11 protein-coding genes are annotated in these 15,409 nt (G+C 63.6%); 4 read left to right on the forward strand and 7 right to left on the reverse strand.

Translation table 11 applies throughout. From position 1 onward, the window contains the following. Positions 1–9: 9 nt before the first annotated feature. From SVXhr_RS02645 to SVXhr_RS02660, 4 genes are all read right to left on the reverse strand, one after another. Positions 10–1,389 (reverse strand): sugar porter family MFS transporter, encoded by a 1,380-nt coding sequence (locus SVXhr_RS02645; RefSeq protein WP_275739169.1) that lies wholly within the window; start codon positions 1,387–1,389, stop codon positions 10–12. Between the two features lie 230 nt (positions 1,390–1,619). Then, a complete protein-coding gene (locus tag SVXhr_RS02650; RefSeq protein ID WP_275739171.1) occupies positions 1,620–3,212 on the reverse strand; it encodes a DUF5305 family protein in 1,593 nt (530 codons plus the stop codon). A gap of 53 nt (positions 3,213–3,265) precedes the next feature. Next, positions 3,266–4,408: a signal peptidase I gene (locus tag SVXhr_RS02655; RefSeq protein ID WP_275739173.1), complete on the reverse strand. Its 1,143-nt coding sequence runs from the start codon at positions 4,406–4,408 to the stop codon at positions 3,266–3,268. Positions 4,409–4,640: 232 nt separating this feature from the next. Beyond that, the gene (locus SVXhr_RS02660; protein ID WP_275739177.1) at positions 4,641–4,976 is read right to left on the reverse strand and encodes a hypothetical protein; all 336 of its coding nucleotides are present in this window, start codon (positions 4,974–4,976) and stop codon (positions 4,641–4,643) included. 310 nt (positions 4,977–5,286) lie between these two features. On the opposite strand from SVXhr_RS02660, the gene SVXhr_RS02665 reads away from it, so the two are divergent. Genes SVXhr_RS02665 through SVXhr_RS02675 form a run of 3 tightly spaced genes read left to right on the forward strand, consistent with a single transcriptional unit; the run spans position 5,287 to position 10,648 of the window. Beyond that, positions 5,287–5,976, forward strand: a complete 690-nt coding sequence (locus SVXhr_RS02665; RefSeq protein ID WP_275739178.1) for an ABC transporter ATP-binding protein — start codon at positions 5,287–5,289, stop codon at positions 5,974–5,976. Next, positions 5,976–8,927, forward strand: coding sequence for an FtsX-like permease family protein (locus tag SVXhr_RS02670; RefSeq protein ID WP_275739180.1), 2,952 nt, complete (start codon positions 5,976–5,978; stop codon positions 8,925–8,927). The genes SVXhr_RS02665 and SVXhr_RS02670 overlap by 1 nt, the downstream gene beginning before the upstream one ends. After that, on the forward strand, positions 8,924–10,648 hold the full coding sequence (locus SVXhr_RS02675; protein ID WP_275739182.1) for a hypothetical protein: 1,725 nt from the start codon (positions 8,924–8,926) through the stop codon (positions 10,646–10,648). Before SVXhr_RS02670 ends, SVXhr_RS02675 begins: the two co-directional genes overlap by 4 nt. Here SVXhr_RS02675 and SVXhr_RS02680 read toward each other — a convergent pair whose 3' ends face one another. Beyond that, complete coding sequence (locus SVXhr_RS02680) at positions 10,649–11,656, reverse strand: MoxR family ATPase (RefSeq protein ID WP_275739183.1); 1,008 nt, start codon at positions 11,654–11,656, stop codon at positions 10,649–10,651. Positions 11,657–11,827: 171 nt separating this feature from the next. Between SVXhr_RS02680 and SVXhr_RS02685 the strand changes: the two genes are divergently transcribed. Continuing rightward, a complete protein-coding gene (locus SVXhr_RS02685; RefSeq protein ID WP_275739185.1) occupies positions 11,828–13,924 on the forward strand; it encodes a hypothetical protein in 2,097 nt (698 codons plus the stop codon). A 15-nt stretch (positions 13,925–13,939) separates the two neighbouring features. Here SVXhr_RS02685 and SVXhr_RS02690 read toward each other — a convergent pair whose 3' ends face one another. Further along, a complete protein-coding gene (locus SVXhr_RS02690; protein ID WP_275739187.1) occupies positions 13,940–15,052 on the reverse strand; it encodes a DUF4350 domain-containing protein in 1,113 nt (370 codons plus the stop codon). Continuing rightward, a complete protein-coding gene (locus SVXhr_RS02695) occupies positions 15,049–15,327 on the reverse strand; it encodes a hypothetical protein (RefSeq protein ID WP_275739189.1) in 279 nt (92 codons plus the stop codon). Before SVXhr_RS02695 ends, SVXhr_RS02690 begins: the two co-directional genes overlap by 4 nt. Positions 15,328–15,409: the final 82 nt, after the last annotated feature.

Below are 15,409 nucleotides of genomic sequence, written 5' to 3' on the forward strand. Positions count from 1 at the left end.
CCGTCGCCGTTAATCGCCGACGCTGATGTTTTCGCGCAGGTCGTTCTCGATGGCTTCCAGCGTCCGCCCTTTCGTTTCGGGGACGAGCCCGTAGGTGAACGCGAACGCGACCGCGCTGAAGACGCCGAACAGCCAAAACGTCACCGACGGGCCGACGTTGGCCGTCAGGACCGGAAACGACAGCGCGACGGCGAGGTTCGCAACCCAGTTGGTGACCGTCGCGACCCCTTCGGCAGATCCGCGAACGGCCAGCGGATAGATCTCCGAGATGAGCAACCAGAAGACCGGCCCCAGCCCGATCGCGAAGAAGGAGATGTACAGCATGAGACAGACTGTCGCGGTGATGCTGAGCACCCCCGAGAGGCCCGGCAGGTAGAAGACGACCCCGAGGATCGCGAGCGTGACGGTCATCCCAGCGGTCCCGACCAGGAGGAGTGCTCGCCGGCCGACCCGGTCGATATAGGCGATCGCGACGACCGTCATCACCACGTTGACGACGCCGATCCCGACGGTCGCGAGGATCGAGGCCGCGCTGTCGAAGCCGGTCGCCTCCAGGATCGTCGGCGCGTAGTACATCACCGCGTTGATGCCGGTGATCTGCTGGAGGATTGCCAGACCGATCCCGACGATCAGGGCGGGGCGAAGCCACGGTTCGAGCAGTTTTCGGAGTCCAGCTTCGGTCTCACGTTCGACGGTCTCTTTGATCTCTTCGAGTTCCTCCTCGACGCTTCCCTTCCGGGTGCGCTGGAGGACGGCTTTGGCGCGTTCGCGCTGCCCGTGGCTGTAGAGCCATCGTGGACTTTCGGGCATCTTGAGGACACCGATCCCGAGGATGACTGCGGGGATCATCCCCGCGCCGAGCATCCACCGCCACGCGCCGTTGCCGGCGAAGAGGTAGTTCACGAAGTAGGACCCGAGAATACCGATCGTGACCATTAGCTGGTGCATCGAGGTCAGCCCACCGCGGATCCGCGGCGGTGCGATCTCGGAGATGTACAGCGGCCCAACGACTGACGCGAAGCCGATCGCGAGGCCGTCGATGAGTCGCCCCGCAACGAGCACGGGCACGGTCGGCGCGACCGCCATCAGGAACGAGCCCGTGAAGAAGACGCCCGCCGAGAGCATGATGAGCCGACGTCGGCCGATTTGGTCGGCGAGCCGTCCGCCGAGCGCCGCGCCCGCCGCCGCGCCCGCCATCGCCCCGCTCACGACGATGCCCTCGACCAACGCCGACATCTGGAAGCTCTCGTTGATGAACAGGATCGCCCCGGAGATGATGCCGGTGTCAAAGCCGAACAGGAGGCCGTTCAGCGCGGCCATCGCCGAGACGAGATAGACGAATCGGTCCCCGTCGCCACTCAACACGTTGGTTACTACGGATGTCGACATACACCCAGGGGCTCGCCAGTTGCCACGCAAAAGCGCTACGGCAATTCCCACAGGCTACTGCGGGGAACAATGCTGTCAGTTTTCCATTCGCGGAACCGTCCGAAAAATCAAATCGCTCGGTGGACATTTGACCGGTTCTCAATACCCTTGCGAACCCCTCTCAGTGCCGTTTTGGGCCGTCTTTCGGATTCGGCGGGCCCGCGCGACGAGCCGATTTCGGTGGTTCGCCGCTAGTCCTCTGAATCGCTTCCGACCAGTCGCTGCAGTGTTGTCAGGCGCTCCCTCAGTGTCGGGCGCTCCTGGTCGTCTGCTTCCCCTGGCTCGTCAGACTCCTCGCTGTCGGCCCCTACAGGATCGGCAGATTCCGCCTCGCTGTCGGACTCTCCACCGTGCTCAGATTCGCCGGGCTCATCAGCCTTGTTTTGCCTGTCAGGCTCCTCGCCGGCATCCGGCGGTCCTTCGCCGTCGGCGTCCGCCGGCTTGTCGGGTTCGTCATCCCGGTCGGGTGCTGTCTCACTGCCGGCGTCTGCTGGCCCATCCGCGGTTTCATCGCCGTTGGCGTCCACTGGCTCGTCGGACTCTGTACCCATGTCCGGATCTCTCTGTTCGTCGGCCGGTTGTTCACGGCCGGATTCGCTTTCACCGTCGAGTTCGCCGAGGGGCCCGGTCGTGTCCTCTTCGCCGGCACTGAACGGACTGTGGGACGCGACTCTTTCGACGAGTGGGTCCCGATGTTCCCGTTCCCGATCGGGTTTCGCCGGCGGTTCGAACCGGAACCGCTGGCCGTCGGCAAACACGTAGAACGCGCCCGTTCGCGTGTCCTCGATGACGCGGCTGTCGGTATCGATCGCGACGTTGACGAGTCCCGCAAGCGAGTCCGTCTCGGCCGTCGCCCCGCCGCGGGCGCCGGTACTGACCGCGCCGGTCGAGATCCACTCGTCGAACGACGCCCGGTCGGATCGGAACGCGAGCCATTCCCGTTCGCGATCCGAGATCGAAAGACGGCCCGTTCGAGTGGCGTACCCGAGTCCGAACACGCCCACCAGCCCAGCGATGAGCAACACAGGACCACCCATTTTTCGAAGCGGCCCGTACGTCGCCTGGACAGTGACTTCCTTCCGTTCTTTATCCGACTTCCGGACCGTCCCGGGATCCTCGATACCATAGACACTGCCGCTCGGATCGATCGGCAGGCGATACGTTCTGGTGGTGTTGACCTCCTTTCCGTTTCTGGTCCCCGAAAGCGCCACCTCGGCGACGACTTCGAGTTCGAGTTCGCCCGGTGTTCCGCCGAGGTTCTCGTCGATGCGCTCGACCTCGGCGGCGGCCCCACTCACGTTCAGCGAAAACGGGCTCTCGATCGTCTCGCCCGGGGATAGCGAATATCGGTGGTCCCGGTTCAGCTGTCGGTTTATCTCCCAGTAGACCGTTTCGGACGCCTCCCGTTGACTCTCGGCCGATCGGAGCTCCAGAGCTGTCCTGACAGTCACACTCAGGTCACCGCCGTCGGTTGCGGTGTACGTGTACGTCAGCGCCCCCGCCAATCTGGGTGTCGTCTGCGTAAAGTACGCCGATCGGTTTTCGAGCCTTTCACCCGTCTCAAACGCCGCTGTTCCGTTCACGACGGTCGCGTGATGGTGAAACTCGCCGGCCGACTCCCATTCGGATACCGTCTCCGTCACGGTCTCCGTCCCGGGCTTGGCATGGGTCGTATACGTGAGATACCCCCCCACAGCACCGACCATCACCACCACAGCGACGACCAGCGTGAAATTGTCGGCGATACCCCTCCGGATCCGAAGCCCCCGCCCCCGATCGCGCATATAAGTTCAATTTCCGATGACTATGATATAATGGTTGGGGATGGATCGGGGTTTCACCGGCGGGAAAGAACGCGTTTGAGCCGGGACGGCGTCTCGCGGGATCGGGAGCGAACCCGGCCCGAGGCGACCACGACCGTCCCGAGCAGGTACAGCGATCCACCGAGCAGGAGATCGATTGCGACGATCGGCGCCCACGGATGGAACGCATACAGGGTGGCGATCATCCCTTCCGGGAGGACGAGCAGGTACCGATGTTCGACGAGGTAGTGACGATAGTAGCCAGTTTCGGGCGGGGCCGAGAGGCGAAGCGTCGCGTTGACGGTCGAGTGCCCCCCGATGACTGTCCGCTGTGGCTCGATATCGATCCTCTCGCTTGTCGGTTCGATATACGTTACCATCGGTACGAACCCCCCATTCCCGAGTTGATATCTGGTTGATTCGGTCGTGTTCTGCTCGATGACTCGTATCCCTGGGGCGTCGCTTTCGGCGCTCACGACGCCGAACTCCTGTGGGCCGGCGGGCAGAACCATCGTCGCTGTGGCCGACAGGACCACGGCGGCTGCGAAGATCCCCACGATCAATCTGACGTCCACACCCGTCTTTCGGGACGTGTCACGTCCCGACGATCGGTCGCTGCCCACGAGTACGTCGGCCACGTAGCCGAGTACCGATGCGCCGGCCAGCAGATAGGCCAGTCCCTGCGTCCCAAGCAGCGACCGGATGCCCAGGAGCGTGGCGAGGTGTCGTTGGAGTGTCCCGAGGACGTGCTGGATCGTGCTCACGGCCGTGCCGATAGCAGGGATCGAGAGAACATTCCCGCCCGGTTGCCACGCGGTGGCGACGATCTGTGTCTCGCTGACTACCGGCTCGTTGCCGTCCTGATCGGTGAACGGGTTGGCGTCGCCACGGGTGATATATCCCCGGTCAGTTTTCTCGACGACGCGATGGGTCGCGAGTCCGCCACCCTGGATTGTTTCGGCCTGGAATGTAACGACATCTCCTTTTTCGACCGGTCCGGCAAGCGCCGACGGGATGGCCACGAACCCGTCCCCCGGATCGAGTGTCGGTTCCATGCTCCCCGTCGTGACGTATCCCAGTAGCACCGGCTGGCCGAGCACCTGCCCGGCGACCATCGCGACCAGGAAGATCGCGATGACTGCCTTTCCCACCCCCGCTAGCACCCCCCGCAGTCCCATTGTCGAAGGCTTGCCCCTCATCCTATAAAATAGTTGGTGCACGGACACGATATCGATGGGTGTGTCCGGCCGATGTACCACCTCGATCTATTCTCTGGATGCTGATATGCTCACGTATCGGGGAACTCACGGCCCGGCCCTGCTTTCACTGAGCAGATGGGTGGCCTATGATGCGTGCCTGGGGGGACCGCAATGGCTCGGGGACACGACTTTCGAGCCGACTGACAACCGGTCAGAACCGATTCCGACGTACGCCGTTCCTCTTTGCCGAACGATTCGATCGTCTGAACCGATTCAGGAGGGAGCCAGCCACCGACTGGACTCCCAACCCAAGGACAGTCGTCATGTAGACCCCAGTCAGAAAGTACCACGGCTTTCGGCTGATCCCGCCCCAGCCGATGTGTGCGGCGTTTCCGAACGCGAAATACACGCCGAAAAATAACAGCCCGTACGCGATTCGCTTGTCGTCCCTGTAGGCGAAAACCACGAGCAGTCCGAGAAGGACGCCGAGCTGAAACGTGTGAATATCCATATACGAACTGAATATCTCGCCCAGGATTTCGACCATTCGTCAGTCACAGGTCGCCGAACTACGGATAAAAGCCCTCTGCCGTTATTATTGATTCCGATAATGCAATAGATTTTTGGATGATATACTCATTACATCCTCATATTCGGTTCTGACTCCAAAATAATATGTTTGAAGAACAATATCCAATTATATAATGATTTATATTGGGTCCGGTGGGCTGGGATCGCCGTCAGCTTCAGCACCCGCCCACTCGTCATACCCCACAGCCACACCGCTTTCGCCTTCCGGGCTGGTCGTGACCGATCTTTCCATACAATTGATATTGGAGCGGGACGGAGTATGGACTGTGTCTGGAACCGTCTTGGCCGCGACGGATCTGCGGGTGAGACGCGGGAGCAGTGACGTGATCGCTGGCCTTTCGTTGACTGTTCGAGATGGCGAGACGGTTCTCATACAGGGAAAAAGCGGGAGCGGGAAGTCGACGCTGTTCGAGGTATTCGGCCTGTTGTCCGATTGTTCGTCGGGTGAACTCCACATCGACGGCGTCGACGTACGGAACCTTTCGAGACGGGAGCGAGCGCTCTTCCGGCGGGACCGACTCGGGATGGTGTATCAGGATTTCCAACTGGTCCCCGACCTGACCGCCCGTGAGAACGCCCGTCTCCCACAAAGTCACGGGGGCGGACACGATCCTGCATGGCTGGAGACGATCTTCGAGCGCCTGGAGATCGGCGGGATCGGCGATCAGTATCCCGCTACGCTGTCGGGTGGCGAAAAACAGCGGGTCGCGATCGCCCGTGCGGTCGCCAACAAGCCCGGGATCGTCATCGCCGACGAACCCACCGGGCAACTCGACCCGGAAACGACCGATCGCGTCATCGCGCTGCTGTTCGAGGCCCAGGAACTCGCGGGGACGACGTTGTTGACTGTGAGTCATGACCGACGAATCACTTCCCGTTTCGAGCGTGTCTATCGACTTGCCGAAGGCACGCTCCATCGACTCGAGACGGGCGAGGAGAAACCGGGTCTGGAGTGATGAGTCACAGACGCCAGTTGCTGGCGCGGTATTCGCGCCGCGATCGGCTGTCGATGGTTGTCATCGGCGTCTCGATCGCATTTTTGACCGGGAGCGCGTTGCTCCTCGTGAGTGCGACCGACCAGTTGGGGACGATCGCTGCCGACTTCGACACGACGGGCTACGTGACCGGGTATCAGTCGATCGAGTCGGCGGCCCGAACTGCCGGGAGTGACGCGGTGTTTCCGATCGCGACGGTACCGATCGACGGCACGAACGTGACCGTCCTGGGTGTTCCACCGGGGGCCAACGAGACGATCACCGCGGCGACGCCGGATGCCGGTCTCGCGAGCGCCCTCACGAACGGTCCACGGACCGTCGAAGTCCGGGGAACGACCGTGAAACAGATCCAAATCTCGGGGAGGCCGAGCATCGGGGTGATCCCCGACAGCTGGTACCTCGCCGAGAGCACCCTCGTCGAACAGTTCACTACCGACGGCGCTGTCGTGGTCGAGACCGGTGCCAACGCCGTCGAGCGGACGGGCGTCCGTGGCGGATCGATCCCGCTACGCGGGGCCGCACACTTTTTCGTCAGTGGGACGCGGGACGCCCTGTCGCTGTTCGGCGTCATCGTCGCCGGCGTCGCCGGCCTGGTGGGCGTGATCGTCTTCAGCGTCACTCGCATGAGCGTCCGGGACCGGGCGAAGACGATCCGGGTCGTCCGGGCAACGGGCGGAACCCCGCGGGCGGTCCGCGCGCTGTTTACGGCCCGGGCCACGATCGTGACGCTTGTCGGGATCACGATCGGCTATGCGGTCGGGCTCATCGCCGCTCGCGTTGCGGTCAACGTCTCCGTCTTTCTTGGGGTCCCCGTCTCGTTGAACCTCTCGCTTTCCTGGCCGGTACTGCACGTGTTGGTTCCCCTGTACGGGGGCGTCTTGCTAACGGGTGCACTGGCCGGGTATCTCGCGTCTCGACCGGTCAGCCGACTGGCGCCCGTTCAAATCCGCTCGTCAGGTGGCGATGCCCCCACTACTGGTCGCGGGGTTCGTGACCGACTGCCGGGCTGGCTCCGTCCGACGTTGCTGGGCTTTCGGGCGGTGATCCCGACGATCGCGACGATCACCGTCTTTCTGACACTGCTGATCGTCCTCGTTTCGGCGGGCACGGCCATGGCCCCGATGGTCGATTCCGAAGCCGCGACGATCGCCGAGCCGGGTTCCAGTCATCCCGTCGCAAGCGAGGTTCCGGAATCGTTTGCGACCGTCCTTGAGGGCCGGGGCATCGCTGCGAGTCCGGAGATCTTGCTGTTCTCGATCGCCGATGGGAAACCGACGCTGATGCGTGGCGTCAATTTCTCGTCGTTCGCGACTGTCTCGGACGCGTCGCTGGTGACCGGTCGCGCCCCGCGGTCGTCGGACGAAGCAGTCGTCGGTGCGGCCATCGCCGCGCGGCGAAATCTCTCAGTCGGCGACACCGTCCTGCTGGGTGGCAGCACGCGGTCGGCGTTTACCCGAACGACGATCGTCGGGGTCTTCGATGCGCCGGGGTTCTACGGGAGCCAACTGCTGGTTTCGCTGTCGACCGGACGTACCCTCAGCACACGCGGGCCACGCCAGGTCCACGTCGTCCGGGCCTCCCGGCTGCCGGACGTAACCGGCAGCGGGATCGAAGTCGTCGACGTCTCCACGCCGGGGACCGTCGTTCAGGGCCGGAACTTCCGGACGAGCATCACCGCGATCAACCTCGGCCGGACGAACGCAACGCGGTCGATCACGATCCGGGTGGCGAACGCGTCCCGGAACGTCACTCTGTCCGTCCCGCCGGGTGGTCGAACGGAACGATCGGTGACGTTGTCGATCGGACGACCCGGCTCGTGGTCGCTTGTCGTCGGATCCACGAACCAGTCGATCACGGTCGAAAAACCGGACGCACTTCGGGTCTGGTTCCCCGAGCAGGTCCGCGTCGGGAGCACACCACGGGTCGAAGTCGCCACTGCAACCGGTGAGCCGGTTGCCAATGCGACCGTGACACTGGGGAACCGAACCGTTCGAACGGATTCGGCTGGCGTCGCCCGGATCACGGTTCCGCCCGGCGGGACTCACCTTTCGGTGACCGCCGGGAGCCGAGAGGTGACCGAACCCGTCACGGGACGCAGCGACCGATCGGGGGGCGAGGACCCACTTCTGGCTGCTCTCTCGATCGAACCCGAATCGCCCGGCTTCCGGACTCAACCGACTGCCAGCGTCCGGCTCGAAAACCCCTGGAATCGGACACTCTCGACGACGCTGACGATCCGGGGGCCGACAACAAGCCACCAGCGCGCGGTTACGCTCGATCCCGGGGCCACGACGACGGTCTCGGCACAGCTATCACGACAGCCGCCGGGCGAATACGCCGTCACAGTCACCGACGAGGCGGGGGCTGTACTCGCCCGCCGGTCGATGGTCGTAACGGGTGACGAGCGACTCGTGGCCGCGCTTGCAACTCACGGCCAACAGGGGAGTACGCCGTTTTCACGCGCCGTGTCGCTGCTATTCGGGAATCTCACGCTTCTCGTCGGCGCGATCGTCAGCCTGGGTGCACTCATGACTGTCGGTGGGCTAACGGCGATCTTCTCCCGGGGCATTCATGCCCGACGGCGGACGATCGGCATCTACCGGGCGACCGGGGCGACGCCGCGACAGGTTTTCACGCTCGTGGTCCGTGACGCCGTCGTGATCGGCACGGCCGCGCTGGGAGTGGCGTTTCCGCTGGCCTATCTCGTCCTCACGGGGCTCACCTGGACCGACGTGCTGACGGTGTTCGGCGTTTCGATCCGGCCGCTGTTTGTCCCCTGGGTCGTTGTCATGGGCATGGCAACCGTTCTCAGTCTCGTGGTTTTCGGTGCGGTCCTCGCCACGGCGACACTCCTCAGGCCACCCCCGGCGAGGGCACTCACTGGCGAGCGGACGGGAGGGGACGATCGATGACTGGTCCCCATGGTGGTTCGCCGGCCGACGCAACCGTCACCGGGGCGCTCGCCCGTCCCTCGAAAGTCCAGTATGTCCTCGGGCTTTTCGCCGTGTTCAGCGTCGCGGTTGCCCTTCGGATGGGGCCGTTGTACCGGTCGCCGCTCCCGTTCAACCCCGACGGCATTGTCTACGCTGGCCTCGTCAGGGAGACGATCAGTACTGGTTCCCTGCCGATAGATGGACTCCCTGCTGATAGCGTTCATTTCACGGCGATGCTCGCTCTCTGGGAGACGGTCGTCGGCCACCCGGCCAGATATCTCTCACAGCCGATGATCGCCATCGTCGGGGCAGTGCCCTCTCTCGTCGGGGCTGTCTTCGCGCATCGACTGACCGGCCGATTCGCCTGGTCGCTTTCGGAACGCCGGCTAGCCGGCTTGCTCGCCGGCGTCCTGCTCGCGGTCGATGGCGTCTATCTCCACCGGTCGATGCCCGTCGACGAACAGACGATCGGGCTCCTGGTCGTCCCGCTCGCTGCACTCGTCCTGGCTCGGTCGGTCCAGACTGCAAACCGCCGCTGGTATCTCGTTCTCGGGATGCTCCTCCTGAGTTTGCCGCCGTTGCACAATCTCGATAGCGTGGTCGCGCTGTTCGTCCTCGTCCTGTTCGTCGTTGTTCGTCGACTCAGCGCTCGCAATCTCGGCGTCGGGAGCCTGATTGCCGTCGTCTTTCTGGGCTACTTCGTCGGCTATTCGTGGGGCATCCCCGCGTTCACGCCGGCAACCGTTATCCAGTCACAGCGGGTCAGCTATGCCCCCGGACTGTTACTCGCCTGGCTGCTTCTCGTCGGCCTGGTGCTGGCACGCTTTGCCCGTCTCGGAAGCCGGACACAGCGATTGTTGCTCTCCGGGACCTTCGCGAGCTTCGTGGTGATCGCGGCTGTCAACGCTGTCCAGCCCGTGTTTCCGGGTATGGGGACGACGCCCGAGACAGTCGTCTTGCTGGTGGCCCCCCTGCTGGTTCCACTGACGATCGCGGCCTGGGCGGTCCCCCTGGGCGACCGCTCGGCCCCGGAATGGGTCGCGCTGTTGGCACTGCTCGGTGCCGGGTTCGCCATCGCGGGGATGTCCTTTACGGCGGCGCTCACCCCCGAATACTACAACACCGCGTATCGTGTCCAGACGTTCCTTCATCTGCCGATCGCCGTCTTCACTGCGGTCGGGGTCGGAACGCTCCTCCATCGCGTGGCCGTGACGGTGTCGTCCCCGTCGTGGCGACAGGTGTTGACGACGGTAACGGTCGTCGGGCTCGTCGGCTGTATGGCGCTTTCCATCCCGGTCGCGTTCGGTGGTTTAGAGTATCTTCCGTACAAGGGCGTCACGACCGCCGGGGAGTTCGATGCCGCGACATTCAGCGTCTCGTCGCTGCCGGAGTGGGCCAGCGACGATCACATCTCGCGTGTCTCCCGGTACTTCACGCCCCACTCATCGGGCGCGAACGCGGCGGTCCGCCGCGTCACACCGGTCTTCGACTGGATCACGGGCGGGCCACCGCCAGACTGCCCGACAGTCGTCCAGTCCTCCTGGACAACGACCGGCGCACAGGTGTTTCCCCAACAACCTGTCGTGATCGATCCATCCCGACTCTCGACGTTCCTGCAGGTGAACGATCGGATCTACAGTAATTCGGCACCGGATCCGATCACGATCGTCCGTCCGCCCGGCCCGTCGAAAACCTGTTGACTAGCTTTTCGACGAGGGCTCGACTTCGTTGTCCTGCCGGTGTTGGGCCGTGTCATCCGGCTCCGCTACGTCCGTCACCGGCACTGACTCCAGAAGCGAATCGATCACTGCATCGATGCTTCGATCGGTCAACTCGGCGTCCGTGCTGCGGATCAAACGATGGCGCAAGACCGGCTTGGCGAGCTGCTTGATGTCGTCGGGGAGGACGTACCCCCGGCCGTGAATCGCTGCGCGAGCCTTCCCGGCGTCCATTAGTGTAAGCGTGGCTCGTGGTGACGCCCCGATGTCGATGTCGGGTGAGGACCGGGTGGCTTCGACGATGCCGAGAATGTACGCCTTGACGGTGTCGTCGACGTACTGCTCGGTCACTTGCTCACGGAGCGAACGGATACGTTCCTCGCTGATGACCTGCTGGATACGGTCTGCATCGAGCAGCGGGTTCGCATCGAAGCGATCGAGCAACTTTCGCTCGTTGTGCTGATCGGGTATATCCACGAGCAATTTAAACTGGAAGCGATCGCGCTGGGCTTCCGGGAGTTCGAACGTCCCTTCCATCTCGATGGGGTTCTGGGTCGCAATCACCATGAACGGATCCGGCAGGGAGAGGGTGTCGCCGTCGATCGTCACGTGGCTCTCCTGCATGGCCTCGAGCAGTGCGGACTGTGCCTTCGGCGTCGCCCGGTTGATCTCGTCGGCGACGACGATGTTCCCGAAGATCGGCCCCCGCTGGAGTTCGAACTCGCCGGTCGGTTCGCGATAGATCCGTGTCCCCGTGATGTCCGCCGGGAGGATGTCCGGCGTCATCTGGATGCGTTTGTACGTCAATCCGCTGGCTTCCGCAAACAGATTCGCGATGGTCGTTTTGGCCACGCCCGGGACCCCTTCGAGTAGCACGTGACCACGCGTCAGCAACGAGATGGTGAGCCGCTCGACGATCCCTTCGTTCCCGACCAGGACAGTCCCGATTTCCTCACGCAGCGCATCATATACTGCCTCCGCGTCACTCATTGTCTACAGTTCTGTTGAGATGACAGTAATATGTTTGCCATCCGGCGTGGCGCGTACATCGCTGACCGAACGGGCGAAACAAACAGGGTGTCAGAACCAGTGTATTCGAGTGTGACTGCACACGCCCGGTGGATTGCTGTTGTCTGCTGTCTCATCATTGGTGTCAGTGGGATGGCTATCACTGTCGGGGCGGCAGCTACCGGGGATGTCACGGCGGCCCAGCCGGTCGCGGAGCAATCCCCGTCGTTCGGGACGATCGTACAGCAATCACCCGCCGGGGAGGCGGAAAACGGCACCAGCGAGAATCGGACCGACCATCACAGAAACCCGACGAACGTGTCCGGGGACGGGTCCCCGTCTGCAGTCAAACGCTGGCTCGCCGGATCGATGGCGAGACGGCTCGAAGGCAGCGCGATCAATTTGAGTCAGAGCAACTACCAGCTGGCGAGTTCGGTGCTAGGCGAGGGGTTCGGTGACGACCTGGACCGGTACGTCAACGTTGCGGGTGACACCGATTCCCCGCAGGACGATCAGGTCGCGAGGACGTTCAACGAGACTCACCAGACCCAAAAACAGTATACTGCGCAAGTCAGCGAGTTCGAACGGTTGTCCGCGGCGTATCAGGCTGCCAGAGAGGCGGGTGAGATTGAGCGGGCCCGTCGACTCGCAAAGCGACTCGCACGACTGGCCACAGCAATCAACGAGACCGGCCGGACTCTCGTTGGGCGATACGACGCATTATCGAATGCCACTGGGGCTTCACTCGACGACGGACGGCAGGCTGTTTTGGACACAACAAACCGGACGGTAGCAGACGCCCAACGGGTGGTAGATCTCTCCCTGGTCCGGACGGAGCTTCGAATCACGTCGGTTTCGCCGACAGCGTCCTACGACGAGCCACTCGTAATTACGGGGCGCTACGTGGCGGCCAACGGCACAGCCGTCGGTGACACCGCGGTCGCGCTGGCTGCCCCCGGTCCCGGCTCCCAGACGACCACGGCGGCAAATGGGAGTTTCCGACTCACCCATCGTCCGACCGACCTCGAAACTGGCGTCCGGAACCTCACGGTCACTGCCACCCCCGACGACGCCTCGGTGTATCTCCCCGCTACCACGTCGATCACCGCCGATATCTCCTCGATCGAGCCACGGATTACATTCGCTGCCGTCTTCGACCGGATCGCGTACGACGAGTCGCGAGCAGTCGCCGTCGATGTCACCGTGAGTGATCGCCCCGCCGGTGGCGTGCCAGTCGAGATCACGCTGGACGGAACGACACTTGCAACCGGCCGAACGACCGAATCCGGGACGTTTCAGTCCACTGTGGGACTCCCGGCAACCGTTCAAAACGGGACGATAGAACTCACCGCCCACGCTGGGGCGGCCGGACAGGCACTCTCCGAGGTGAGCGCGACTCGGAGGGTCATCGTCGAACCGACGCCGACGACGCTGTCTCTCGATACGGCCAACGGCAGCGTGATTCGCGTTCAGGGCAGACTGACGACTGTCGACGGTGGTTCGGTCCCGGACCAACCCCTGGATCTCAGCGTCGACGGAGTAGTGGTCGAGACCGTCCGAACCAACGCGTCAGGTTGGTTCGCCGCCTCGACCGACGGGAACGGTGTAGCGATCGGGGACGCAGTGACCGTCACCGCCGTCTACGACCAACCGACCACGAACCTGGGACCATCGCAGGCGAGCGCCATCGGTGAGCTGACACCGCGGGGACTGAACGGACAGGAAGGGGCTGCGGGGCCGAATGATTCGGGCGGCGGGCTAGCCGGACTACCGTGGGGTCGCCTCTTGAATCCGATCGTCGTGGGTGCTGGCGTCGTTTCCGTCGCGAGCTTGCTCGTCGCCGGGTATTTCTGGCGTCGGCGTTCGCCAACACGGGCGGAACCAGCGCCACAGTCCGATCAATTCGAGACGGAGACCACACAGTCACCGGCACCGACCACGGTGACCTTAGCGGACGTCGAGACGGTGCTGGAACGCGATGGGGCCGACGCAGCCGTCGTCTCTCTGTACACGGTTGTCGGCCAATACGCTTCCGCGGACACGCGTCCGGACCGAACGCCGCGCGAGCGCTATCGTGCTGTTAGGGACACGCTGTCAGCCGAGCAGTCGAGTACTTTCCAGCGGGTGACTGCCCTATACGAACAGGCGGTGTTCGCCCCGGAAACCGTCTCCCCGGACCGGATCAAGGATACGATCGCCGCGGTCAGGCAAGGATTCGTCGACGACGGCAACGCGCCGGCCGACGACTAAGGTTGATTCCGGCGATCAGGGGTCGTCGTCGACGGGTTCTTGGTGTCCGGATCGCCGCGCAGCGAGCTGTGTGGCGATCCGGGTGACGCGATCGCGATCCCAGTCCGGGTGTCGCTTCGAAACGAGGTCGACGATTTCCGATTCGGTGAGCTCGATGTCCTCGACCGTCGGTGAGCGCCGACCGAACCGATCGCGGATGTCCCGTCCACACTTGCGTAGCAGGACGACGCCACCGACGAGCGCCGTTCCGAACAAGAACTGTGCGAGTGGGCTCGACCGGATCACGTCGAGTGCCTGGACGAGCGGGGGCACCTCGCCTGAGTGAGTGTAATCGAACCGCACCCGCTCGCTCGCACTGAACAGCGCCTGTGCGAACGCCCGGTTGTCCCCGCGATCGAGCATCGAGTTGATGAACACGCTTGGATCGCTGAGGGTCAGGACAGTCCCGTTCTCGAGGGACTCTCGCGTGAGGATCGGATACGCTCGCATCGACTCCTCGTCGTCGAGGTCACCGTCCCGGTTCTCGTCGGCGTAGGCGTACGCTGAGGTCTCCGCCATGATAGCTCCATCCGTGCCGTTCGGCATCACCACCCACGAGGGGTAGTTCAACGCGAGTTCGTCGACACCATCGATCCCGCCCTCGACGCCGTCGACTCTGCCCTCGGCCGACTCACTGACGGTCGTCGCCAGCGGGAAGGCCGGCGAGCGCCCGTGATTGCGCTCGTCACGGAGTACGGTCCCATCGATCCGGGCCGTAGCCTTGATTCCGGCGAGCACCTCGTTCGCGCCGGGTCCGAAGTCTCCACTGACGAGAAGGGTTCCGCCACGTCTGACGAAGGCGTCAATCCGTTCGAGTTCCGCAGACGTGTAGGGCTCGCTCGGGCCGAGGACGACTGCGAGCGTCCCATTCCCCGGCAATCGGTCGTACGTGCTCGTGTTCCCGAGGACGGCACTGTCGGTGGTTGCATCGGCGACCGCTCGAAGATCCGCCGTCCCATCCCAGCCGTAGTTGAACGCGCCGAAGGCTGTCGCTGACGTCGCGGCGCCAAACAGAATCACAACGACAACGGCGATCGTCAGGGCCAAAGCGACGGCTTCCGGAACGGTGACGTTACGCAAGCGTTTCATCGGAACACCCCCTGTGGGAGGACCGCGAGAACCCGTCTGAACACGAGATACGTGAAAACGACGAGGCCGAGCAGGATCACCCACCTGAGTCGGGTTCGCCACCGCGGCGTGAGATTGAACGGGGCGGTGAGTGCAGTCACGACGAGGACGCCGATCAGCGTGAGGACGAAGTACAGCTCATAGGAGAGTGACTGCAACGTCACGAGGACGAGCAGCGCGCTCACTGCCCAGGCGAGCACGCCCACGAGATACTGTTGCCGTCGCCTCGTTGTCACGATGGGACCAGCGTGGCGCGACCGGTTAGATGCTGCGATTCAAATCATCTCGAAATCTGTGCAAAAACCAAGAGCTTTCAAT

This window comes from Halorhabdus sp. SVX81 (assembly GCF_029207715.1).
Lineage (GTDB): Archaea > Halobacteriota > Halobacteria > Halobacteriales > Haloarculaceae > Halorhabdus.

Excerpts from the sequence above, each read along its gene's own strand:
- SVXhr_RS02645 (WP_275739169.1), bottom strand. The coding sequence starts at position 1,389 with ATGTCGACATCCGTAGTAACCAACGTGTTGAGTGGCGACGGGGACCGA.
- SVXhr_RS02650 (WP_275739171.1), bottom strand. The coding sequence starts at position 3,212 with ATGCGCGATCGGGGGCGGGGGCTTCGGATCCGGAGGGGTATCGCCGAC.
- SVXhr_RS02655 (WP_275739173.1), bottom strand. The coding sequence starts at position 4,408 with ATGGGACTGCGGGGGGTGCTAGCGGGGGTGGGAAAGGCAGTCATCGCG.
- SVXhr_RS02660 (WP_275739177.1), bottom strand. The coding sequence starts at position 4,976 with ATGGTCGAAATCCTGGGCGAGATATTCAGTTCGTATATGGATATTCAC.
- SVXhr_RS02670 (WP_275739180.1), top strand. The coding sequence starts at position 5,976 with ATGAGTCACAGACGCCAGTTGCTGGCGCGGTATTCGCGCCGCGATCGG.
- SVXhr_RS02675 (WP_275739182.1), top strand. The coding sequence starts at position 8,924 with ATGACTGGTCCCCATGGTGGTTCGCCGGCCGACGCAACCGTCACCGGG.
- SVXhr_RS02680 (WP_275739183.1), bottom strand. The coding sequence starts at position 11,656 with ATGAGTGACGCGGAGGCAGTATATGATGCGCTGCGTGAGGAAATCGGG.
- SVXhr_RS02685 (WP_275739185.1), top strand. The coding sequence starts at position 11,828 with ATGGCTATCACTGTCGGGGCGGCAGCTACCGGGGATGTCACGGCGGCC.
- SVXhr_RS02690 (WP_275739187.1), bottom strand. The coding sequence starts at position 15,052 with ATGAAACGCTTGCGTAACGTCACCGTTCCGGAAGCCGTCGCTTTGGCC.